This is a genomic window from Pseudomonas sp. VMV1, from assembly GCF_056790235.1.
The window spans coordinates 117,449-139,603 of record NZ_JBXGSE010000004.1 but is presented as its reverse complement, the minus strand read 5'-3'; the positions used below and the strand labels follow the sequence as shown (position 1 = coordinate 139,603).

At 66.1% G+C, this 22,155-nt stretch carries 17 protein-coding genes; 6 read left to right on the top strand and 11 right to left on the bottom strand.

Features of this window, described 5'->3' with window-relative positions; genetic code table 11:
- The first annotated feature begins 188 nt into the window (after positions 1–188).
- The 6 genes from ACUCV0_RS14965 to ACUCV0_RS14940 all read left to right on the top strand — a co-directional run bounded on the left by ACUCV0_RS14965 (position 189) and on the right by ACUCV0_RS14940 (position 5,494).
- Positions 189–1,550 (top strand): M16 family metallopeptidase, encoded by a 1,362-nt coding sequence (locus ACUCV0_RS14965; protein ID WP_482213029.1) that lies wholly within the window; start codon positions 189–191, stop codon positions 1,548–1,550.
- Positions 1,547–2,986, top strand: coding sequence for a M16 family metallopeptidase (locus tag ACUCV0_RS14960; protein ID WP_482213028.1), 1,440 nt, complete (start codon positions 1,547–1,549; stop codon positions 2,984–2,986). Before ACUCV0_RS14965 ends, ACUCV0_RS14960 begins: the two co-directional genes overlap by 4 nt.
- A gap of 1 nt (position 2,987) precedes the next feature.
- Complete coding sequence (gene rsmD / locus ACUCV0_RS14955; RefSeq protein WP_482213027.1) at positions 2,988–3,557, top strand: 16S rRNA (guanine(966)-N(2))-methyltransferase RsmD; 570 nt, start codon at positions 2,988–2,990, stop codon at positions 3,555–3,557.
- Positions 3,554–4,558: a hydrolase gene (locus ACUCV0_RS14950; RefSeq protein ID WP_482213026.1), complete on the top strand. Its 1,005-nt coding sequence runs from the start codon at positions 3,554–3,556 to the stop codon at positions 4,556–4,558. The genes rsmD and ACUCV0_RS14950 overlap by 4 nt, the downstream gene beginning before the upstream one ends.
- A 99-nt stretch (positions 4,559–4,657) precedes the next feature.
- Positions 4,658–5,143: a pantetheine-phosphate adenylyltransferase gene (coaD, locus tag ACUCV0_RS14945; RefSeq protein WP_271653851.1), complete on the top strand. Its 486-nt coding sequence runs from the start codon at positions 4,658–4,660 to the stop codon at positions 5,141–5,143.
- 99 nt (positions 5,144–5,242) lie between these two features.
- Positions 5,243–5,494, top strand: coding sequence for a YfhL family 4Fe-4S dicluster ferredoxin (locus ACUCV0_RS14940; RefSeq protein WP_007161640.1), 252 nt, complete (start codon positions 5,243–5,245; stop codon positions 5,492–5,494).
- A 23-nt stretch (positions 5,495–5,517) separates the two neighbouring features.
- Here ACUCV0_RS14940 and ACUCV0_RS14935 read toward each other — a convergent pair whose 3' ends face one another.
- The 11 genes from ACUCV0_RS14935 to ACUCV0_RS14885 all read right to left on the bottom strand — a co-directional run bounded on the left by ACUCV0_RS14935 (position 5,518) and on the right by ACUCV0_RS14885 (position 22,138).
- The gene (locus ACUCV0_RS14935; RefSeq protein WP_017641010.1) at positions 5,518–5,874 is read right to left on the bottom strand and encodes a hypothetical protein; all 357 of its coding nucleotides are present in this window, start codon (positions 5,872–5,874) and stop codon (positions 5,518–5,520) included.
- A gap of 85 nt (positions 5,875–5,959) precedes the next feature.
- Positions 5,960–6,772, bottom strand: a complete 813-nt coding sequence (lgt, locus tag ACUCV0_RS14930) for a prolipoprotein diacylglyceryl transferase (RefSeq protein ID WP_059313521.1) — start codon at positions 6,770–6,772, stop codon at positions 5,960–5,962.
- Complete coding sequence (locus ACUCV0_RS14925; protein WP_482213025.1) at positions 6,751–7,146, bottom strand: TSUP family transporter; 396 nt, start codon at positions 7,144–7,146, stop codon at positions 6,751–6,753. Before ACUCV0_RS14925 ends, lgt begins: the two co-directional genes overlap by 22 nt.
- 76 nt (positions 7,147–7,222) lie before the next feature.
- A complete protein-coding gene (ptsP, locus tag ACUCV0_RS14920) occupies positions 7,223–9,502 on the bottom strand; it encodes a phosphoenolpyruvate--protein phosphotransferase (protein ID WP_059313520.1) in 2,280 nt (759 codons plus the stop codon).
- Positions 9,503–9,613: 111 nt separating this feature from the next.
- On the bottom strand, positions 9,614–10,087 hold the full coding sequence (locus ACUCV0_RS14915; protein WP_059313519.1) for an RNA pyrophosphohydrolase: 474 nt from the start codon (positions 10,085–10,087) through the stop codon (positions 9,614–9,616).
- A gap of 191 nt (positions 10,088–10,278) precedes the next feature.
- Positions 10,279–11,802: an MFS transporter gene (locus ACUCV0_RS14910; protein WP_482213024.1), complete on the bottom strand. Its 1,524-nt coding sequence runs from the start codon at positions 11,800–11,802 to the stop codon at positions 10,279–10,281.
- Between the two features lie 114 nt (positions 11,803–11,916).
- On the bottom strand, positions 11,917–12,930 hold the full coding sequence (locus ACUCV0_RS14905) for an Ldh family oxidoreductase (RefSeq protein WP_482213023.1): 1,014 nt from the start codon (positions 12,928–12,930) through the stop codon (positions 11,917–11,919).
- A gap of 91 nt (positions 12,931–13,021) precedes the next feature.
- On the bottom strand, positions 13,022–14,089 hold the full coding sequence (hemE, locus tag ACUCV0_RS14900; protein ID WP_313649787.1) for a uroporphyrinogen decarboxylase: 1,068 nt from the start codon (positions 14,087–14,089) through the stop codon (positions 13,022–13,024).
- A gap of 283 nt (positions 14,090–14,372) precedes the next feature.
- Positions 14,373–15,791 carry an FAD-dependent oxidoreductase gene (locus tag ACUCV0_RS14895; RefSeq protein ID WP_482213022.1) on the bottom strand — a complete coding sequence of 473 codons (1,419 nt, stop codon included), beginning with the start codon at positions 15,789–15,791 and terminating at the stop codon, positions 14,373–14,375.
- 90 nt (positions 15,792–15,881) lie between these two features.
- A complete protein-coding gene (gltB, locus tag ACUCV0_RS14890; RefSeq protein ID WP_313649788.1) occupies positions 15,882–20,330 on the bottom strand; it encodes a glutamate synthase large subunit in 4,449 nt (1,482 codons plus the stop codon).
- Positions 20,331–20,545: 215 nt separating this feature from the next.
- Positions 20,546–22,138, bottom strand: a complete 1,593-nt coding sequence (locus tag ACUCV0_RS14885) for an AAA family ATPase (RefSeq protein ID WP_059313513.1) — start codon at positions 22,136–22,138, stop codon at positions 20,546–20,548.
- Positions 22,139–22,155: the final 17 nt, after the last annotated feature.

Sequence of the window (22,155 nt, the reverse complement as noted above, 5' to 3'; positions counted from 1 at the left end):
CGAACGGACGATCAGGCTGCGGGAGCTCCGCCAGGCGGCGCTCGACCGTCAGGCATGGCCGTCGGGAAAAGGGATGCGTATCCTAGCAGCCTGCCGGGCGGAAGACCTCCCCGTCGGCGAAAAACGCGCGACCGTCCCCAGGACGCAGCCGCTTCGTCCCCTACCGCGCTACAAGGCCTGCTCTCGCAATGCCCGCCTCCCGCTCCCGTCGGACCACCCTGGTCGCCCTGCTCGGCCTGCTTCCTACCCTCGCCCTCGCGGCTGCCAGCCAGCAGCGCACCGAGGAGTTCACCCTCGACAATGGCCTGAAGCTGGTGGTCCGCGAAGATCATCGGGCACCGGTCGCCGTGGTGCAGCTCTGGTATCGCGTGGGTTCGAGCCTGGAGGCGCCCGGCGCGACCGGGCTCTCCCATGCCCTGGAACACCTGATGTTCAAGGGCAGTCGCAAGCTGGACGCGGGCGAGGCCTCGCACCTGCTGCGCGACCTGGGCGCCGAGGAAAACGCCTTCACCACCGACGACTACACCGTCTACTACCAGCTGCTTGCCCGCGACCGCCTGCCGGTCGCCCTGGAGCTGGAAGCCGATCGCATGGCTCATCTGCTCCTGGCGCCCGACGAGGTCACCCGGGAACTGGAAGTGATCAAGGAAGAACGCCGGCTGCGCACCGATGACCGCCCGGAGGCACTGTCCTTCGAGCGCTTCAAGGCGGCGGCCTACCCTGCCAGCGGCTATCGCAACCCCACCATCGGCTGGCCCCAGGACCTGCAGCGCCTGACCGTGGACGACCTCAGACGCTGGTACCACACCTGGTATGCGCCCAATAACGCCACCCTGGTGGTGGTGGGCGATGTCGAACCTGCGGTGATCCGCGCCGAGGTGCAACGATGGTTCGGCGCCATCCCCCGCAGCGATCTGCCCGCACCCAGGCGTCCGCTGGAACTGCCTGCGCCAGGTGAGCGCCGCCTGGCCTTGCAGGCCCGCGAGGTACCCAGTCTGCTGATGGGCTTCAACGTGCCCAGCCTGGCCACCGCCACCCAGCCGCGCGACGCCTATGCCCTGCAACTGCTTGCCGCCCTGCTCAGCGGCGGCTCGGGCGCACGTCTGCCCAGTCGCCTCGAACGGGGGCAGGAAGTGGCCAGCAGCGTGCGCGCCGCCTATGGCGCCTACACCCGCGGCGACAGTCTGTTCCTGCTCAGCGGCATGCCCAATACCCAGCGCGGCAAGACCCTCGAGCAGCTGGAAGCGGCCTTCTGGGACCAGTTGGACACTCTCAAGCGCGAGCCACCCAGCGCCGAGGAGGTGGCACGGGTCCGTGCCCTGCTGGTGGCCGGGCTGGTCTATGGCCGCGACTCCATCACCGCCCAGGCCAGCAGCATCGGCCAGCTGGAAAGCGTCGGCCTCGGCTGGCGCCAGGGGGATCTGCTGCTCGATGAGCTGGGCAAGGTCACCCCCGATGACCTCCGCCGGGTGGCCCGCACCTACTTCACCCGCGAGCGCCTGACCCTGGGTCAGCTGCGTCCCGAACCCGCCGCGGAGGCCCGTCGATGAAACGCCTGCTCAGCCTTTCGCTGTGCCTGCTCGCGGGCTGCCAGGCCCCTTCGCCGGTCGGCGACCTGGCGCGCGCCTATCCCGCCGTGGATAGCCTGAAGACCCTCAAGGCGGCACCGCCCCTGGGCCGCCAGCTGGATATCCAGCGCTGGCGTACCGCCGAGGGCGCCCAAGTGCTGTTCGTGCCGGCGCCGGAATTGCCGATGTTCGATGTGCGCCTGATCTTTGCCGCCGGCAGCAGCCGGGACGGCGCCAGCCCAGGCCTCGCCATGCTGACCAACGGCCTGCTCAACGAAGGCACCCCGGGACGCGATGCCGGCGCCATCGCCGATGGCTTCGAGCGCCTGGGCGCCGACTTCAGCAACGGCGCCTATCGCGACCAGGCCGTGGCCGGCCTGCGCACCCTTGCCGATCCCGCCCACAGCGAGCCAGCCCTGGCACTGCTCGCCGACGTGGTCGGCCGCCCGACCTTTCCTGCCGAGGCCATCCAGCGCATCCGCGACCAGCTGCTGACCCTGATCGCCGCCAGTCGCCGTGAACCGGCGAGCCTTGCCGGCGAGGCCCTGCAGCAGCACCTCTATGGCAGCCACCCCTATGCCCACTCACCGCTCGGTACGGCAGCCAGCCTGGCATGCCTCGATGCCGCCAGCCTGCAGGCCTTCCATGGCCGGGCCTATGCCGCCGGCAATGCCGTGATCGCCATCACCGGCGATCTGGATCGCGCCCGGGCCGAACGGATCGCCGCCCAGCTGTCGCGTGCCCTGCCCCGCGGCCCGGCGCTGCCGCCACTGCCCGCGCCTGTTCCCGCCGTACCGGCACAAGTGGCGCTGGAGGTCCCGGCCCAGCAGACCCGTCTGCTGCTCGGCCAGCTCGGCATCACCCGCCGTGATCCCGACTACGCCGCCCTGTTCGTCGGCAACCAGATCCTTGGTGGCGGCGGTTTCGGCAGTCGCCTGATGACCGAATTGCGTGAACGCCGTGGCCTCACCTATGGCGTCAGCTCGGGCTTTACACCGATGCGCCAGCCGGGCCCCTTCACCATTGGTCTGCAGACCCGCGCCGAACTGGGCGATGCCGCTCTGGCCTTGGTCCGCGACCTGCTGCGCGACTATCTGGCCCAGGGTCCGACCCAGGCCGAACTGGACCGCGCCAAGCGGCAGATCGAAGGCAGCTTTCCGCTGACCAATGCCAGCAACGGCGCCATCGTCGCCCAGCTGGGCAATATCGGCTTCTATGACTTGCCCAGCAGCTACCTGGACGACTTCCTCCAGCAGGTCCGCAGCCTGACGGTAGCCCAGGTGCATGCCGCCCTGCAGCGTCACCTGGATCCGGCCAACTTCGTGGTGGTCACCGCCGGCCCCCGGGTCGCCCAGCAACCGCTGCCGCCGCCCCGCCCCCTTCCCATCTTGCCGCCCAGCGGCGTTCCGGAGCACTAGCATGGCCCAGAAGCCCGCCAACCAACTGCGCATCATCGGTGGCGACTGGCGCAGCCGGCGCTTCGCCTTTCCCGATGCCCTGGGCCTGAGGCCCACCCCGGATCGGGTGCGCGAGACCCTGTTCAACTGGCTGGCCGTGGTGACGCCAGGCGCCCGAGTCCTGGACCCCTTCGCCGGCAGCGGCGCGCTGCTGCTGGAAGCCCTCTCCCGCGGCGCCGGTCAGGCCCTGGCCTTCGACCTCAACGCCCAGGCGGTCAATGCCCTGCGCGGTCATCTGCAGACCCTGGGCTGCGCGCACGCCGAGGTACGCCAGACCGATGCCCTCCAGGCACTGGCCAAGCCGGTGGAGACGCCTTTCGACCTGGTGTTTCTCGACCCGCCCTTTGGCAAGGACCTGCTGGAGCCGGCCTGCGCGGCGCTGGAAATCCAGGGCTGGCTCACCGCGGACGCCTGGATCTACACCGAGAGCGAAACCCAGCCCTCCCGGCTGACCCTGCCCGCGACCTGGCAGCTGCACCGCGAAAAGAAGACCGGCAACGTCCACTACGCCCTCTGGCACCGCCAGGCGTGAGCGGCGCACCCTTTCGGCCGGCACGCTGGCTACCCGGCCCACACCTGCAGACCCTCTGGGGCTCGTTGTGGCGGCGTCTGCCGCCCATCACCCGACCTCGCGAACGGCTGTGGCTGGAGGATGGCGACTTCCTGGATCTGGACTGGTACCACGCCGAGGACCCACGGGCGCCGCTGGTGCTGATCGCCCATGGCCTCACCGGCAGCTCCGGCTCCCACTATGTGCTCGGGCTGCAATTCGCCCTCGCCGCCCGCGGCTGGGCCACCGTCGGCCTCAACTGGCGTGGCTGCTCCGGCGAGCCCAACCGCCTGCCGCGCGGCTATCACTCCGGCGTCAGCGACGACCTGGCGGCGGTGGTCCGCCACCTGCAGATCAGCCGCCCGGACGCACCGCTGTATGCCGTGGGCTTCTCCCTGGGCGGCAATGTCCTACTCAAATACCTGGGCGAACACGGCGCGCAAAGCGGACTGAGGGCCGCGGCGGCGGTCTCGGTGCCCTTTCGCCTGGACCTCTGCGCCGATCGCATCGGCATCGGCTTCTCGCGTATCTATCAGCGGCACTTCATCCGTGAACTGGCGCGCTACGTGCGCGACAAGCAGGCGCTGTTCGATCACGAGCGCCACCCCGAGCAGCACGAGATCCTCGCGCGCCTGGGGCCGCCCGAAGGGCTCAAGACCTTCTGGGATTTCGACGACAAATACACCGCGCCGCTGCACGGCTTTCGCGATGCCCAGGACTATTACCGCCAGGCTTCCAGCCGCTACTACCTGAGTGGTATCCGCATCCCCACCCTGCTGATCCAGGCCGAGGACGACCCCTTCATCGGCACCGACGCCTTGCCAGCACGCGCCGAACTGGCGCCCGGCACCCTGTTCGAGCGCCTGCCCCATGGCGGACACGTGGGTTTCATCGGCGGCACCTTCCGCCACCCCGATTACTATCTGGAAAGACGCATTCCCGACTGGCTGGTCAGCCAGCAGACCTCGCCATCCGGCCGATAAACGCCCACGGGTCGGCGATCCCGCCCCCTGTCGCCTTGGCCTCACCCCGCCCCTGAGCTACCATCCAAGCCCCAATAGCTTTGCCCCCAGGACAGCGTCATGAACCGAGTGCTATACCCCGGCACCTTCGACCCCATCACCAAGGGCCATGGCGATCTGGTGGAGCGCGCCTCGCGGCTGTTCGACGAAGTCGTGGTGGCAGTAGCCGCCAGCCCCAAGAAGAACCCCCTGTTTCCGCTGGAGCGGCGGGTAGCGCTGGCCAAGGCGGTAACCGCGCACCTGCCCAATGTCGAGGTGATCGGCTTCAGCTGCCTGCTGGCCAATCTGGTGGAACAGCAGAAGGCGACCATCATCCTGCGCGGCCTGCGCGCGGTGTCGGACTTCGAGTTCGAATTCCAGCTGGCCAACATGAACCGGGTACTGGCGCCCCAGGCGGAAAGCATGTTCCTGACCCCCTCGGAACACTATTCCTACCTGTCCTCCACCCTGGTGCGCGAGATCGCGGCCCTCGGTGGCGACGTGACCAAGTTCGTCCATCCCACCGTGCATCAGGCACTGCTGGAGCGTTTTGCGCCGGCAAGCTGATTAACCCCAAGGACTGTCGGGTGCAGCCGGCGCGCGGATGGGGCAAAATGCGCGCCTGACTTTTGGATCGCTGCGCGTTCGCGTGGCGAGGAGCCGACGATGTCCCTCATCATTACCGACGATTGCATCAACTGCGACGTGTGCGAGCCCGAGTGCCCGAACGGCGCCATTTCCCAAGGCGCGGAGATCTACGTGATCGATCCGAACCTGTGCACCGAGTGCGTGGGGCACTACGACGAACCCCAATGCCAGCAGGTCTGCCCGGTGGACTGCATCCCTCTCGACGAAAACCACGTCGAGACCAAGGAGCAGCTGCACGACAAGTATCTGAAGATCAGCGGCCAAGCTTAAGCAGCCAGGCCTGGCACCAGGGCCTATTCGGTACGACCGTACCCGCTCTGGGTGCAGCCGAGGCAGCGCACGAAGGCCGCCTTGCCCGGCTCGACCACCAGGGCCTTGCCGGCCTTGCCGATGTTACCGCCCGCGGCGGTGAATGGCAGGCTGACCACGAAAACCCCCGCCCCGATCACGGTGGCGGCGATCAGCAGTGGCCGTGCGATCAAGAGATCACCGATCATGGAAAAGGCGGCGGGAGCCTGGGCTTCACCAAATGCCTGGTCGGCGGTCTGATACTCGGTGACGTCACCCTGAGCCTGCTGCGCCTGCGCCGGCAGGACCTGCATCGTCAAGGCCAGCGCCAGCACGGCAGCCAGGCTACGGAACGGATTCATACGGCTGATCCCTTGCGCGGTTGTGATGGTCGTCCCTGAACTATAACAGGCCGCCCGCACTTGTCATGCGAGCGGTCCCCAGACGTCATTCGGCGCGGACGACCGGCTGCGGCGCACGGCGGTAGGCGTAGACCATAAGTGCGATACCGCCCAGCACCATGGGCACGCAGAGCACCTGGCCCATGGTCAGCCAGCCCCAGGCCAGATAGCCGAGCTGGGCATCGGGCACCCGCACGAATTCGACGATGAAGCGGAAGATGCCGTAGCAGAGTACGAACAGGCCGGACACGGCCATGGTCGGCCGCGGCTTGCGCGAGTACAGCCAGAGGATCACGAACAGCGCCACGCCTTCCAGGGCGAACTGGTAGAGCTGCGAGGGATGGCGCGGCAACTGAGCCGGGTCGCTGTAGGGCGGGAAGATCATCGCCCAGGGCACATCGGTAGGCTTGCCCCAGAGTTCGGCGTTGATGAAATTGCCGATGCGACCGGCACCCAGGCCAATGGGCACCAGTGGCGCGATGAAGTCCATCAGCTCGAAGAAGCCCTTGTTGTGGCGCTTGCCGAACCACCAGACCGCCAGGATCACCCCGAGCAGACCGCCGTGGAAGGACATGCCGCCCTTCCAGACCTCGAAGATCAGCGTCGGATTGGCGATGTACTCCGCCAGATTGTAGAAGAGCACATAGCCGAGCCGTCCCCCGGCGATGACCCCCAGCGCCACCCAGAACACCAGATCCGACAGGGTTTCGCTGGTCCAGCGCGGATCGAAGCGATTGAGCCGGCGCTTGGCCAGCCACCAGGCACCGCCGATGCCCACCAGGTACATGAGGCCGTACCAGTGGATCTTCAGCGGCCCCAGCGACAGGGCCACCGGGTCTATTTGCGGATACGGCAGCATGGTGCCTCCTTGACAGGGATCAGAGTAGAAAATTGAGGCCGACGCCAGATAGCAAGGCGAATGGACGCTTGAGCAGCCGCGGCGCTCAGCCCATCCAGGGCGCTACCGAAGACGCTGCCCAGGGGCATCCGAGCGAACAGCCGCCAGTACACGGCGCCGAGCTGATGATGGGTGCAGACGAAAGGGAGCGAAGTGGAGACGCTGGTGGCCAGCGAGGTCCCCACCGCCAGGTGGGCAGGGATGTGCGGATCGAGTGCGGTGGCGGTAGAACGGTAGGCCAGCACCGGCATGATGATCAGGCCGCCATTGCCTCTGATCAGACCGGCCAGCAACCCGGCGCAGACGCCAGGCACCAGGAAGAGCAAGAGATCCATCATCACCTCGGGCGCAGGAGGCGGCATGGTACGCCGCTGCCTGCCCGGCGGAAAGCGGCCTTCCCGCCGGGCACGCTCAGCTCTGGACGCTGGCCGCCGGGTTGATCACCCGGCCCAGTCCGAGGTTACGCAAGGCCAGATGCAAGGCGCTGTGGATGACCTGGGGGTTGTCGATCTGGCGCATCTGCTGCACCAGCTCCCGGGCCTTCTCCAGGGTGACCTGGCGCAGCAGCCATTTCACCTTGGGCAGGTTGGTGGCGTTCATCGACAGGGTGTCGAAGCCCATGCCCATGAGCAGCACCGCCGCCGCCGGATCGCCAGCCATTTCGCCGCAGATGCTCACCGGCACTCCTTCGGCATGGGCGCCATCGACCACCTGTTGCAACGCCTGCAGCACCGCAGGGTGGAAGTAGTCGTAGAGATCGGCCACCCGCGGATTGTTACGGTCCACCGCCAGCAGGTACTGGGTCAGGTCGTTGGAGCCCACCGAGATGAAGTCCACCTGGCGCGCCAGATCGCGGGCCTGGTAGACCGCCGAGGGCACCTCGACCATGACACCCACGGGGGGCATGGGAATGTCGACGCCTTCGTCGCGTACTTCGCACCAGGCGCGGTGCAAGAGGTGCTGGGATTCCTCCACCTCGTGCACACCGGAGATCATCGGCAGCATGATGCGCAGGTTGTTCAGCCCCTCGCTGGCCTTGAGCATGGCGCGGGTCTGTACCAGGAAGATTTCCGGATGATCCAGGGTGACGCGGATACCGCGCCAGCCGAGGAAGGGGTTGTCTTCCTTGATCGGGAAATAGGACAGCGCCTTGTCACCGCCGACATCCAGGGTGCGCATGGTCACCGGCGCCGGATGGAAGGCGGCCAGCTGCTCACGGTAGATCGAGAGCTGCTCTTTCTCGCTGGGAAAACGCTCGTTGACCATGAAGGGGACTTCGGTGCGATACAGCCCGACTCCTTCGGCCCCGCGTTGCTGGGCACGGGCCACGTCGGCCATCAGGCCGGTGTTGACCCACAGCGGCATGCGATGGCCGTCGAGGGTCTCGCAGGGCAGACTGCGCAAGGCGTCGAGGCCCTGGGTCAGCTGGCGCTCCTCCTCGACTACGTCGCCATACTGCTTGATCAGCGTCGGCGAGGGGTTGGTGAAGATCTCGCCGTGGTAGCCATCGACGATGAGGTCGATGCCGTCCACCTTGGAATACGGCAGGTCCACTGCGCCCATGACGGTGGGCACGCCCATGGCGCGCGCCAGGATAGCCACGTGGGAGTTGCCCGAACCCAGTACCGAGATCAGGCCGACCAGACGCCCCTCGGGCACCTCGCCCAGCATGGCCGGCGAGAGTTCCTCGCTGACCAGGATGGTGTTTTCCGGATAGATCAGGCAAGCCTGGTGCGCCTGTTGCAGATAGGCGAGCAGCCGGCGGCCCAGGTCCCGCACATCGGCGGCCCGTTCGCGCAGATAGGCGTCGTCCATCAGCTCGAAGCGCTGGACGTGCTCCATCACCACCTGGCGCAGGGCGCCCTGGGCCCACTGGCCACTCTTGATGATGGTGGTCACCTCGTTACCGAGGGCGGCGTCGTCGAGCATCATCAGGTAGACGTCGAACAGCGCCTGCTCTTCCTTGCGCAGCTGGGTGGACAGCCGCTTGGAGAGCGCCTTCATGTCCGCCCGTACGCCTTCCAGCGCGGTGCGGAACAGCTGCAGCTCGGCGTCGATGTCGGTCACGGTCTTGTCGGGGACCACTTCCAGGTCGGCTGGCGGCAGGACCACCACCGCCTTGCCGACGCCGACCCCGGGCGAGCCGGGAATGCCGACGAAGCGCGCTTCCTGGATACCCTTGCCCTGCCGATCCAGACCGCGGATGGTCCCGGTGGCCTCGGCATGGGCGATCACCCCGGACAGCTGGGCGCTCATGGTGACCAGGAAGGCTTCCTCGCCCTCGTCGAACTGACGACGTTCCTTCTGCTGCACCACCAGCACGCCCATGACGCGTCGGTGGTGAATGATGGGTGCGCCGAGGAAGGACGCATAACGTTCCTCACCGGTTTCAGCGAAATAGCGGAAGCGCGGGTGGCTGGCGGCGTCTTCGAGGTTGAGCGGCTCTTCACGCGTCCCGACCAGGCCGACCAGGCCTTCGTTGGGCGCCATGCTGACCCGGCCGATGGATTTCTTGTTCAGGCCTTCGGTGGCCATCAGCACGAAACGATTGGTATCCGGATCCAGCAGATAGACGGAGCAGACCTGCGACTGCATGGCCGCGCGGACGCGCTGCACGATGATGGACAGTGCCGACCCCAGATCCTTGGCGGCATTGACCTCCTGGACGATCTTGCGCAGAACTGCAAGCATCTAGCGCCTCCGCAGCCGACGCCCGGCGGAGCCGCCGGCGTGCATCACGTGTCGTTCATCCTGCATGACCACAGCTTCTCCTCACCACTTTCGCACCGGCCGTACCGGTAATCAGGCCAGCAAGCGGGGTGCCAACTCCTTGAGCGCCCGCCGATAGACCTCACGCTTGAAGGTCACCACCTGGCCCAGCGGGTACCAGTAGCTTACCCAGCGCCAGCCATCGAATTCAGGCTTGCCCGTCACATCCATCCGCACCCGCTGCTCTTCCGCGGTCAGACGCAACAGAAACCACTTCTGCTTCTGGCCGATGCACAGCGGACGGCTGTGGGTACGCACCATACGCTGCGGCAGTCGATACCTCAGCCAGCCCCGGGTACAGGCCAGGATACGGACATCCTCGGGGCTCAGCCCCACTTCTTCGTTCAGCTCCCGGTACAGCGCCTCCTCGGGCGTTTCCCGGTCATCGATCCCACCCTGGGGAAACTGCCAGGCATCCTGGTTGATCCGGCGGGCCCACAGTACTTGGCCGGCATCGTTGGCGAGAATGATGCCGACATTGGGGCGAAAACCATCAGCGTCGATCACGGCTGCCACCCTTGAAAAATATCGTTGCCCGCATTGTTCCACAAAGCCCGACAGCCCAGCAATGCAAGCTCCGGACCGACCGGGGCGCGGCCGACCGGCGCAGGGTCCGGGGGAACGGCGAGGCCTGCAAAAGCCCGCATTATGGTGGCCGCTAGCTGAACATCGGCTTAAAGGCAGGCAATCGTCGCGCGCTAGCGAAAATGCCGCTGCACGGCCATGTAGACCGCCAGCGCCAGACCGATCCAGCCAACCAGCCAGAAATAGTCGAGATAGCCCAGCACCTGGCTCTGGCGGGTGACCAGGCTGGAGATCTGCGTCAGGGCGCTATCGGCACCGGTGGCCTGCCGATAGCGTTCCTCATAGGCCTGGTAGGTCTGGGCGTAAGGATTGACCGAGGCGCTGAGCACCGAGGCATGGAAGGCGTCGCGCCATTGCAGGAAGACGTTGGACAGGACGATGCCCATGGGCATCACCAACTGCTGGGTCATGTTCTTGATCTGGTAGGCCTGGCTGAAATAGGCCGGTTCGACGCGCATGAAGGTGTACATGATGATCACCGCGAAGGTGCCGATCAGGTAGGTGCCATGCATCATCAGACCCGGCACCAGTTGCTGATAGAGGGGCACGTCGGCGTGCTGCCGCACCATCCAGAAGCCGTAGCCGGCCAGCAGCAGATAGCCCGCCACCAGGTACTTGCGAAAGCCGCCCCAGGGAAAGCGCTCGCGCAGCCGCACCGAGGTGATCATCAGCAGGGGCGCCAGACCGCACAGCCAACCGAGCGCCATGACCCCACCGGCGGTATAGACCGGCAGCTGCAGGCCGTTGACCACGTACTGGGGGATGATGAAGTTGTAGGCCCCGAGCAGGAAGTAGTTGAGCATCATGAACAGCATGCCGGCGAGAAAGCCGGGGGTGATGGCGTGCTTGAAGTCCAGGGTCGGCCGCGCGAGGCCTCGCTCGTAATAGACGTACAGCCCGAGGATGGCGACTCCCAACAGCAGCTCCAGCGCCAGCCACAGGCCGTCGCTGAAGAAGTCGAAGGCCAGCCGCTGGGTGGTGGTGGTCAGCAGCAGGCTGCCACCGGCCAGCAGCACCATGGACAGCAGCGAGGGGGCGCCGGAATTCTCCAGCGGATGGGAGCGCCGGGGAAGCGACAGCCAGGCGCCTAGCGCCACCAGCCCGCAGGCCAGCGCCGGCACCAAGAAGATGGCGCGCCACTGATGGCCTTCCAGCAATTCCGCGGTGGTAAAGGAGGCCAGCGCACCCCCCAGGGGCACGCCCGAGGCAAAGGCACGAATGCCGGTCGGCAACTGGGGACCGGAGAAATACATCTGCACCAGTACCCGGGCCCCGGCAAAGAAGGTGGCGGCGCCGGCACCCATCAGCACCCGACCGACGATGAAGGTCGGCAGATCGCTCGCGACCAGGCAGCACACCTGGCCGACCAGGTGGATGCCGACGGCGGTGAAGATCAGGTTGCGATAGCCCAGGCGCTGGGCGAACCACTGGTGCGGGGCGCTGGTGACGATGACGGCGGCACTGTAGCAGGCGGTTGCCAGGCTGTAGCTGCGCGGGTCGATGCCCAGGCCGCCGTAGACATAGCGGTTGGCCAGGGCGATGGAGAGATTGTCGAGAAAGTACACCAGCACCATGAGGGTGATGCTCAGCAGCAGCAGGCCGCGGTGATGGGGGCGATCGGTGTCGTCGGCGTACATGAAGACCCAGGGCTGGCACGAAGGGGGGGGCCAGTCGTGGACCCTGCGTCTGGCATGGGGTTCAGAGACCGCGTTGTCGCAGTCTCCGCCAGGTGATGCGAATCGCGCCCTGGATCAGCCGGGCAGCAGCGCCCGCACCTCGGCGAGCATTTCGTCCGGCACCTCCAACCAGCCACGGGTGGTATTAAGATCGCGCGCCGCATAGCGCCGCTGCGAAGGCAAGCGGGCGCCCTGGGCCTCGATGCCGGCGAACAGCTGTTCGGCACGCTGCTGATAGTCGGCAACCGCCGCGCCGAGAAACCGCTGGGGATCGAAGGCCAGGATGAGCTCGCCGTGATAGGGCAGTCCGCCCGCTCCGGCGTCGAAGGCCGAGGACTCCGGACTGGTGAGATCGCCGATCAGCGGTCCGGCGAGCAACTCGATCATGGCCGACAGCGCCGAGCCCTTGTGGCCACCAAAGGTCAGCATGGCGCCCTCCTCCAGCACGGTGCGGGCATCGTTGCTCGGGGCGCCCTCGGCATCCACTCCCCAGCCCTCGGGCAGGGCCTGGCCGGCGCGACGATGCAATTCGATTTCGCCGCGAGCCACCGCACTGGTGGCGAAGTCGAAGACGAAGGGCTGCCCTTCCGGCCGTGGCCAGCCGAAGGCGATGGGATTGGTGCCGAACAGCGGCCGCCGCCCACCCGCCGGCGCGACATAGGCCTGGGTGGGATTGCACGCCAGAGCCACCAGGCCGCGGGCGGTAAGGGCTTCCATTTCCACCCAGAGCGCCGAGAAATGCACGCAGTTGTTGATCGCCAGGGCCGCCAGGCCGCAGGTGCGCGCCTTGGCATCGAGCAGTGGCAGACCGGCGTGAAAGGCCAGCGGCGAGAAGCCACCCCCGGCATCGACCCGGACGATGGCCGGTGCCACATCCTCGACGCGGGGAACGGCATCCGGCACCACCTTGCCGGCCTTCAGCGTCTTGACGATGCCCAGCAGTCGGTAGATGCCGTGGGAGGCACAGTCATCGCGCTGACCGGCCACCATCATGGCGGCGATGGCCGCGCTCTGCGGTTGACTGAAACCCTGGGCCGCGAGCACCTCCTCGGCCAGTTGCTGCAGCTCTTCCGGGGTCATCTGGGCCATAGCGGCGCTCCATCGGGAAACCCCGACTATGCCGCAACCGGCCGCTACCCGCTCGTTCGACTTGGGAGCGGGCACGCCGATCCCGGCACAGTCAGCCCTGGTGGTAGCGTCCCGACAACTCGTGCACGGCTTCGATAAAGGCGCCGGCATGGGCCGGGTCCACCTCGGGAGTGATGCCGTGACCCAAATTGAAGACGTGACCGCTGCCCTGGCCGTAGCTTTCCAGGATGCGCCCCACCTCGGCACGGATGGCCGCCGGCTTGGCATAGAGCACGCTCGGGTCCATGTTGCCCTGCAGCGCGACCTTGCCGCCGACGCGACGGCGCGCCTCGCCGATGTCGCAGGTCCAGTCCAGGCCCAAGGCCTCGGCACCGCTGTCGGCCAGGCTTTCCAGCCAGAGACCGCCATTCTTGGTGAAGAGGATCACCGGCACGCGCCGTCCTTCATGCTCACGGATCAGACCGGCCACGATCTTGCGCATATAGGCCAGGGAAAATTCCTGGTAGGCCGCGGCGGACAGGTTGCCGCCCCAGGTATCGAAGATCTGCACCGCCTGAGCACCGGCGCGGATCTGGCCGTTGAGGTAGGCGGTGACCGCCTGGGCCAGCTTGTCCAGCAGCAGGTGCATGGCCTCGGGAGTGTCGTAGAGCATGGCCTTGGCCTTGCGGAAATCCTTGCTGGAGCCGCCTTCGATCATGTAGGTGGCGAGGGTCCAGGGGCTGCCGGAAAAGCCGATCAGGGGTACCCGGCCGTCCAGCGCCGTGCGGATGGTGCGCACGGCGTCCATCACGTAGCCCAGGTCGGATTCGGCATCGGGAATCGGCAAGGCTTCGATGTCCGCCGGGGTATCGATCACCTTGCGAAAGCGCGGGCCCTCGCCGGTCTCGAAGTAGAGCCCCTGGCCCATGGCATCGGGGATGGTGAGGATGTCGGAGAAGAGGATGGCCGCATCCAGGGGATAGCGCTCCAGCGGCTGCAGGGTCACCTCGCAGGCGAATTGCGGGTTCTTGCACAGGCTCATGAAGTCACCGGCGCGGGCCCGGCTGGCGCGGTATTCGGGCAGGTAGCGCCCGGCCTGGCGCATCATCCACACCGGGGTGACGTCCACCGGCTGCTTGAGCAGGGCACGCAGGAAACGGTCGTTCTTCAGGGCAGTCATGGCGACATCCGGCAGCAAAAGTGCCGGCATTGTCGCAAAGCGGCTGGCAAAAGGCACGGCAGGGGGGCGTGCCTTTTGTCTATCGGGGTGATGGGGTGGTAGTTGTCTTCGCGAAATGGCAGCCGCGTGGAAATCGCTGCGCGGTTTTCCACCCTACGTAGCGGTGCGGCCCCTCCTATAGGATCAGGATGTCCTGTAGGAGCACCCCATGGGCACGATAATCCTTCAGGCATAAAAAAGCCGACCGGCTTGCACCGGTCGGCTCCTGTCCAGCGGACTGGGCTCAGACGCCCAGGTAGTCGAGGATGCCCTCGGCGGCGTTGCGGCCTTCGAAGATGGCGGTCACCACCAGGTCGGAGCCACGCACCATGTCGCCACCGGCAAAGATCTTCGGGTTGCTGGTCTGGTGCTTGAACTCGTGCAGCCCCGGCGCGACGACGCGGCCCTGGCTGTCGAGGTCGATGTTGAACTGCTCGAACCAGGGCGCGGGACTTGGGCGGAAACCAAAGGCGATGACCACTGCATCGGCCGGCAGGATCTCCTCGGAGCCGGGGATCGGCTCGGGGCTGCGGCGGCCACGGGCGTCCGGCTCACCCAGACGGGTCTCCACCACCTTGACGCCTTCCACCTTGTCCTCGCCGATGATGGCGATGGGCTGGCGATTGAAGAGGAACTTCACGCCTTCTTCCTTGGCGTTCTTCACTTCCTTGCGCGAGCCGGGCATGTTGGCGGCGTCGCGGCGATAGGCGCAGGTCACGCTCTTGGCGCCCTGGCGGATGGAGGTGCGGTTGCAGTCCATGGCGGTGTCACCACCCCCCAGGACCACCACGCGCTTGCCCTTCATGTCGACGAAGTCGGCCGCATCCTTTTCGAAGCCCAGGTTGCGATTGACGTTGGCCACCAGGAAATCCAGGGCGTCGTGCACGCCAGGCAAGTCTTCGCCGGGGAAGCCACCCTTCATGTAGGTGTAGGTGCCCATGCCCAGGAAGACCGCATCGAATTCCTCGAGCAGCTGATCCATGGGCACGTCCTTGCCCACTTCGGTGTTCAGGCGGAATTCCACGCCCATGCCGCCGAAGACTTCGCGACGGCGACTGAGCACGGTCTTTTCCAGCTTGAATTCGGGGATGCCGAAGGTCAGCAGGCCACCGATCTCGGGATGCTTGTCGAACACCACCGGGGTCACACCGTTACGCACCAGGATGTCGGCGCAGCCGAGCCCGGCCGGACCGGCGCCGATCACGGCGACACGCTTGCCGGTAGGCTTGACCTTGGACATGTCCGGACGCCAGCCCATGGCGAAGGCGGTGTCGGTGATGTACTTCTCCACCGAGCCGATGGTCACCGCGCCAAAGCCGTCGTTGAGGGTGCAGGCACCCTCGCAGAGACGATCCTGCGGGCAGACGCGACCACAGACCTCGGGCAGGGTGTTGGTCTGGTGCGCCAACTCCGCCGCCGCCAGGATATTGCCTTCGGACACCAGCTTGAGCCAGTTGGGAATGAAGTTGTGCACTGGGCACTTCCATTCGCAATAGGGGTTGCCGCAACCCAGGCAGCGGTGCGCCTGCTCGGCGGCCTGCTGCGGCTTGAAGGGATCGTGGATCTCGACGAATTCCTTCTTGCGCTGGCGCAGCAGCTTCTTCTTCGGATCCTTGCGACCGACCTCGATGAACTGGAAGTCGTTGTTCAGACGTTCAGCCATTTCCAAACCTCTTGAAGCGACGCCCCTTCAGATGGGCGCCACGAGCTATCACGGTGAAACCGGCGCCTGAGGGAGCCGGCATCGAAGTCGTTATTCAGGACGGGCGCGGGTGCTGACCAGCAGCGAAGCCAGGCTCGCGGCCTTGGGCTTCACCAGCCAGAACTTGCGCAGGTAGTCGTCCAGGTTCTCATGGAGATGGCTGCCCCAGGCACTGCCGGTCTCGCGCACGTATTCGGCCAGTACCCCTTCCAGATGGCTGCGATAAGCCTCCATGGCCTCGCTGTTGATGCGCTGGATTTCCACCAGTTCGTGGTTGACCCGGTCATAGAAGCCGTTGTCTAGGTCCAGCACATAGGCGAAGCCGCCAGTCATGCCCGAGCCGAAGTTGTAGCCGGTCTTGCCCAGGACGCAGACGAAACCACCGGTCATGTATTCGCAGCAGTGGTCACCGGTGCCTTCCACCACGGTGTGGGCTCCGGAGTTGCGTACCCCGAAGCGCTCACCAGCGGTGCCAGCGGCGAACAGCTTGCCGCCGGTGGCGCCGTAGAGGCAGGTGTTGCCGATGATGGCCGACTCCTGGCTCTTGAAGCCTGCGCCCTGGGGCGGGGTGATGACCAGCTTGCCGCCGGTCATGCCCTTGCCCACGTAGTCGTTGGCGTCGCCTTCCAGATACAGATGCAGGCCACCGGCGTTCCAGACGCCAAAGCTCTGGCCGGCGGTGCCCTTGAAGCGGAAGGTCACCGGTGCCTTGACCATGCCCTGGTTGCCGTGGCGCCGGGCGATTTCGCCGGAGACGCGGGCCCCGATGGAGCGGTCGCAGTTGCCGATGCTGAGGCTGAATTCACCGCCTTCGAGCTGCTCGATACCCGGCAGGGACAGACGCACCATTTCCTCGGCCAGCAGACCCTGGTCGAACGGCGGGTTCTTTTCCACCTGGCAGTATTGCGGCTTCTCCGCCGGGATGTGGTCGCTACCCAGCAGCGGGGTGAGGTCCAGGTGCTGTTGCTTGGCGGTCTCGCCCGGCAGGATTTCCAGCAGGTCGGTACGGCCGATCAGCTCGCCCAGGCTGCGTACGCCCAGCTTGGCCAGCCATTCGCGGGTCTCCTCGGCGATGAAGGTGAAGAAATTCATCACCATTTCCACCGTGCCGATGAAGTGCTCCTTGCGCAGTCGGTCGTTCTGGGTGGCGACACCAGTGGCGCAGTTGTTCAGGTGGCAGATGCGCAGGTATTTGCAACCCAGGGCGATCATCGGTGCGGTGCCGAAGCCAAAGCTCTCGGCGCCGAGGATGGCCGCCTTGATCACGTCCAGGCCGGTCTTCAGGCCGCCGTCGGTCTGCACCCGTACCTTGCCGCGCAGATCGTTACCGCGCAGGGTCTGGTGCGCCTCGGCCAGGCCCAATTCCCAGGGCGAGCCGGCGTACTTGATGGAGGTCACCGGCGAAGCACCGGTACCGCCGTCGTAGCCGGAGATGGTGATGAGGTCGGCATAGGCCTTGGCCACACCGGCGGCCACGGTACCTACGCCAGGCTCGGACACCAGCTTGACCGATACCAGCGCCTTGGGGTTGACCTGCTTGAGGTCGAAGATCAGCTGCGACAGGTCCTCGATGGAATAGATGTCGTGGTGCGGCGGCGGCGAGATCAGCGTCACGCCAGGTACCGCATAGCGCAGCTTGGCGATCAGGCCGTTGACCTTGCCACCGGGGAGCTGACCGCCCTCGCCCGGCTTGGCGCCCTGGGCCACCTTGATCTGCAGGACCTCTGCATTGACCAGGTACTCGGGAGTGACGCCGAAGCGGCCGGTGGCCACCTGCTTGATCTTGGAGCTCTTGATGGTGCCGTAGCGCGCCGGATCCTCGCCGCCCTCACCGGAGTTGGAGCGTCCACCCAGGCGGTTCATGGCCTCGGCCAGGGCCTCGTGGGCCTCTGGCGACAGGGCGCCCAGGGAGATGCCGGCCGCATCGAAGCGGGTGAAGATGTTGGCCAGCGGCTCGATCTCGTCCAGCGCCAGGGGCTGGTCACTGGTCTTGACCTTGAGCAGGTCGCGGATCATCGCCACCGGACGCTGGTCCACCAGCGCGGTGTATTCGCGGAACTTGGCATAGTCGCCCTGTTGCACGGCGGCCTGCAGCAGGTTGACCACATCCGGGTTGTAGGCGTGGTACTCGCCGCCATAGACGAACTTGAGCAGGCCACCCGGCTGGATCGGCTTGCGGTTGTTCCAGGCTTCCCCGGCCAGCAGTTTCTGCTCGGCTTCCAGGTCGACGAAGCGCGCGCCCTTGATGCGGCTGGTGACACCGGGGAAGCAGAGGTCGGTGACCTCGTCCGCCAGGCCCACGGCCTCGAACAGCTGGGCGCCGCGATAGGAGGCGACGGTGGAGATGCCCATCTTGGAGATCACCTTGAGCAGGCCTTTGGTGATGCCCTTGCGGTAGTACTTGAACACCTCGTAGAGGTCGCCCAACACCTCGCCGGTGCGGATCAGATCGCCCAGCACCTCATAGGCCAGGAACGGATAGACCGCGGTGGCGCCAAAGCCCAGCAGCACGGCGAAGTGGTGCGGATCACGGGCGGTGGCGGTCTCCACCAGGATGTTGCTGCTGGTACGCAGGCCCAGGTTGACCAGGTGGTGATGCACGGCGCCGGTGGCCAGCACCGCATGCACCGGCAGCTTGCCCGGCTCGATGTGGCGGTCGGTTAGCACCAGCAGCACCTTGCCGGCACGCACGGCCTCCTCGGCCTGCTCGACGATGTTGCGCAGCGCCGCCTCGAGGCCCATGGACTCGGGGTAGTTGAGGTCGATCTTGACATGCTCGAAGCCAGGCTTGGGCATGTTGAGGATGGTCCGCCACTTGGCTGGCGAGACCACCGGGCTGCTCAGGATGGCGCGATCGGCGTGCTCGGCGGTTTCCTCGAAGACATTGCGCTCGGCACCCAGGCAGGTCTCCAGGGACATGACGATGGACTCGCGCAGCGGGTCGATCGGCGGGTTGGTGACCTGGGCGAACTGCTGGCGAAAGTAATCATAGGGCGAACGGATACGCCGCGACAGGACCGCCATGGGGGTGTCGTCGCCCATGGAACCCACGGCTTCCTGACCCTGCTCGCCCAGCGGGCGCAGAACCTGGTCACGCTCCTCGAAGGTGACCTGGAACATCTTCATGTACTGGCGCAACTGATCCTGGTCGTAGAAGGCCGAACCGTGATCGTTGTCGTCCAGGGTCGCCTGGATGCGCATGGCGTTCTTGCGCAGCCACTGCTTGTAGGGATGACGCGCCTTGAGGCGATTGTCGATATCGTCGGTCTGCAGCACCTCACCGGTCTCGGTGTCCACGGCCAGTATCTGGCCCGGGCCGACCCGGCCCTTGGCGATGACGTCGTCGGGCTGATAGTTCCAGACGCCCACTTCCGAGGCCAGGGTGATGTAGCCGTTCTTGGTGGTCACCCAGCGCGCCGGACGCAGGCCGTTGCGATCGAGCAGGCAGACCGCATAGCGACCTTCGGTCAGCACCACGCCGGCCGGACCGTCCCAGGGCTCCATGTGCATGGAGTTGAATTCGTAGAAGGCGCGCAGATCGGCGTCCATGGTCTCGACGTTTTGCCAGGCCGGCGGAATGATCATGCGCACGGCGCGGAACAGGTCCATGCCGCCGGTCACCAGCAGCTCCAGCATATTGTCCATGCTGGAGGAGTCGGACCCGACGCGATTGACCAGCGGACCGAGCTGGTCGAGATCCGGGATCAGTTCGTTGACGAACTTGGTCCGCCGCGCCTGGGCCCAGTTGCGGTTGCCGGTGATGGTGTTGATCTCGCCGTTGTGGGCGAGATAGCGGAAGGGCTGCGCCAGCGGCCACTTCGGCAGGGTGTTGGTGGAGAAGCGCTGGTGGAATACACAGATGGCGGTAGCCAGGCGCGGATCGCCGAGGTCCGGATAGAAGGCAGCGAGGTCCGCCGGCATCATCAGGCCCTTGTAGACGATGACCCGGGACGACAGGCTGCAGATGTAGTGTTCGGCGTCCTCGGCATTGCGCACCGAGGAACGGCGGCGGGCGGAGAACAGCTTGACGGCGAACTGCTGGTCGTCGAGACCGGGACCGGCGACGAACACCTGCTCGATGCGCGGCAGTCGCGCCAGAGCGAGTTCACCAAGCACGGAAGTATCGATGGGTACCTTGCGCCAACCGACCAGGGTCAGGCCAGCGGCCTCGATCTCCAGGTTCATGTTGGCACGAGCCTGTTCGGCACGGGCTTCGTCCTGGTTGAAGAACACCACGCCCGCGGCATATTGCTCGGGCAAGTCGACGCCGAACTGCTCCTGGGCGATGGCGCGCAGGAAGGCATCCGGCTTCTGCATGAGCAGACCGCAACCGTCGCCGGTCTTGCCGTCCGCGTTGATACCGCCCCGGTGGGTCATGCAGGTCAGGGCTTCGATGGCCGTTTCCAGCAGGTCGTGGCTGGGCTCGCCCTGCATATGGGCGATCAGGCCGAAGCCGCAGTTGTCCTTGAAGCTATCGGGATTGAACAGGCCTGCTTTCATAGCGCTCTCACCGGCAATCAGGTTATTGCGAAGGCATCACAAAACTGTCCGCTTATTTGAACTTTTTTCGGACAGTCAAAGGCTGACCAGTGTAGCGAAAAAAACGCCTTCGACAAACACTGATGACACCTGATGAAAATTCCATGACGCAAAATAGAAAGCCCCGGCGTCACTCTCGTGATAGCGCCAGGGCTTTATTTCGTGGCAGGCAAGAATCAACGGCTGGTGGCGATATCCTGCTGGATGCTGGCGAAGGTCCGTGGCCAGGGCTTGCTGGCCTGCACCTTGGCCGGCAACTGCTTGGCCGCTGCCTCGGCTGCCGCACGGTTGGCGAAGCTGCCGTAGGTCACTACATAGAGCGCCTTGCCCTGGTAGCTTTTCTTGAAGTAGTGAAAGCTGCCACTGTCGGTCTGGCGGGCGATGAAGTCCTGCGCTGCCTTCTCGGTACTGGTGCCCACTACCTGCAGAGCGTACTTGCTGCCCGACTGGCTGCCATACCAACCTGCCGCCGTGCCAGCCGAATGGGCAGGCGCCGCGGCCGGGGCTGGCTTGGTCGGTGCCGGAGTCGGCGCGGCAGGCGCCGTATGCCGGGGAGCCGGCGCGGTCACCGCTGGGGCGCTGGGCGCGGAGGAGCGGGCCGGGGTACGGCTGGGCAGCTCGTCCTCATCGCTCACGGGCGGGGCCTCGGTGCTCACGGTAGGCGGCACTCCGCCGGCTTCCATGTCGTTGCCCGCCGCGGTTCCAGCCTGGCGACCACCCGCTGCTTCCGCCAACGGCTCGCGAATGACCGGTTGCGAATCACCCACCAGCGGCAGGGGAAGCGGCTTGGAGGAACCGTCGAACTGGATGGGCGCGCCCTGGGCATCCCGGCTGGTGCCGGCCGTGCTCTGGCCGCCCAGGGGCAGGTTCTGCTCGTTCGCGGTGGTCGGTGCTTCGCTCTTGCCACCCTTGAGCGACAGGGCCGCGGCACCTACCGCCACCACCACAACGCCCAGGATGATCAGATGCTTGCGCGGCAGGGCTGCCAGCAGGTTGCGCGATCCTTTCGCTGGCGCAGCCGCCTTCTTGCGACGGGCGCTCATCCCCGCCACCAGGACATCCCGAGCCTCTTCGTTAAGGCGACCGGGCCAGCCACCGGAGCGCTCGTGAATGGTCGCGAGCTGCTCGTCGGTGAAGATCTCCAGCCCCTGACCGGCACCTTCCAGGCGCTGGGCCAGATACTCTTCGGCTTCGCTTTCGCTGTAGGGCAGCAATTCGATAGCGTGATAGCGCTCTTCGCCCTGAGCGATATCCTCCAGGCGCATCACCACTTCCGCCTCGCCAAACAGGAAGACGTGCAGGCGCTCCTTTTCGGTGCCGCCAGCCAACTCCAGCAGGGCTTCCAGCGCGGGGGTCGCCAGCGCCTCGGCATCGTCCACCAGGATGTAGACCTCCTGCCCCGCCAGGCGCACTTCCGCAGCCTGTTCGAGAATGGCCGCCGGCGTCTGGCTGTCAGCGCCCACGCCCTTGGCGACCTGGGCCAGCACGGTGCGGACGTCGCCGCCGTTCTGCGCGGAAATCACCACGCAATGCACGGCTTCCTTCTTGGTGCTGGCCGCCAGCGCCTGGCGCAGCAAGGTCTTGCCACTGCCCTCGGGACCACTGACCACCAGCAGGAGCTGGCTGTAGCGAGCCAGGTGATGCAACTGGCCAAGTACCGGCTTGCGCTGCGCCGGAAAGAATTTGAAACCGGGAACGCGGGCAGCGAACGGGTCGTGAGTGAACTGATAGTGACCGAGAAAGGCTTCGTCGGCATGCAGATTGGACATGGGACTCTCTTGTTCTC

Coding starts and splice junctions, on each gene's coding strand:
- ACUCV0_RS14965 (WP_482213029.1), top strand. CDS start 189: ATGCCCGCCTCCCGCTCCCGTCGGACCACCCTGGTCGCCCTGCTCGGC.
- lgt (WP_059313521.1), bottom strand. CDS start 6,772: ATGCTGCCGTATCCGCAAATAGACCCGGTGGCCCTGTCGCTGGGGCCG.
- ACUCV0_RS14910 (WP_482213024.1), bottom strand. CDS start 11,802: ATGTACGCCGACGACACCGATCGCCCCCATCACCGCGGCCTGCTGCTG.
- ACUCV0_RS14905 (WP_482213023.1), bottom strand. CDS start 12,930: ATGGCCCAGATGACCCCGGAAGAGCTGCAGCAACTGGCCGAGGAGGTG.
- coaD (WP_271653851.1), top strand. CDS start 4,658: ATGAACCGAGTGCTATACCCCGGCACCTTCGACCCCATCACCAAGGGC.
- ACUCV0_RS14925 (WP_482213025.1), bottom strand. CDS start 7,146: ATGGATCTCTTGCTCTTCCTGGTGCCTGGCGTCTGCGCCGGGTTGCTG.
- ACUCV0_RS14895 (WP_482213022.1), bottom strand. CDS start 15,791: ATGGCTGAACGTCTGAACAACGACTTCCAGTTCATCGAGGTCGGTCGC.
- gltB (WP_313649788.1), bottom strand. CDS start 20,330: ATGAAAGCAGGCCTGTTCAATCCCGATAGCTTCAAGGACAACTGCGGC.
- ACUCV0_RS14885 (WP_059313513.1), bottom strand. CDS start 22,138: ATGTCCAATCTGCATGCCGACGAAGCCTTTCTCGGTCACTATCAGTTC.
- ACUCV0_RS14960 (WP_482213028.1), top strand. CDS start 1,547: ATGAAACGCCTGCTCAGCCTTTCGCTGTGCCTGCTCGCGGGCTGCCAG.
- ACUCV0_RS14935 (WP_017641010.1), bottom strand. CDS start 5,874: ATGAATCCGTTCCGTAGCCTGGCTGCCGTGCTGGCGCTGGCCTTGACG.
- rsmD (WP_482213027.1), top strand. CDS start 2,988: ATGGCCCAGAAGCCCGCCAACCAACTGCGCATCATCGGTGGCGACTGG.
- ptsP (WP_059313520.1), bottom strand. CDS start 9,502: ATGCTTGCAGTTCTGCGCAAGATCGTCCAGGAGGTCAATGCCGCCAAG.
- hemE (WP_313649787.1), bottom strand. CDS start 14,089: ATGACTGCCCTGAAGAACGACCGTTTCCTGCGTGCCCTGCTCAAGCAG.
- ACUCV0_RS14940 (WP_007161640.1), top strand. CDS start 5,243: ATGTCCCTCATCATTACCGACGATTGCATCAACTGCGACGTGTGCGAG.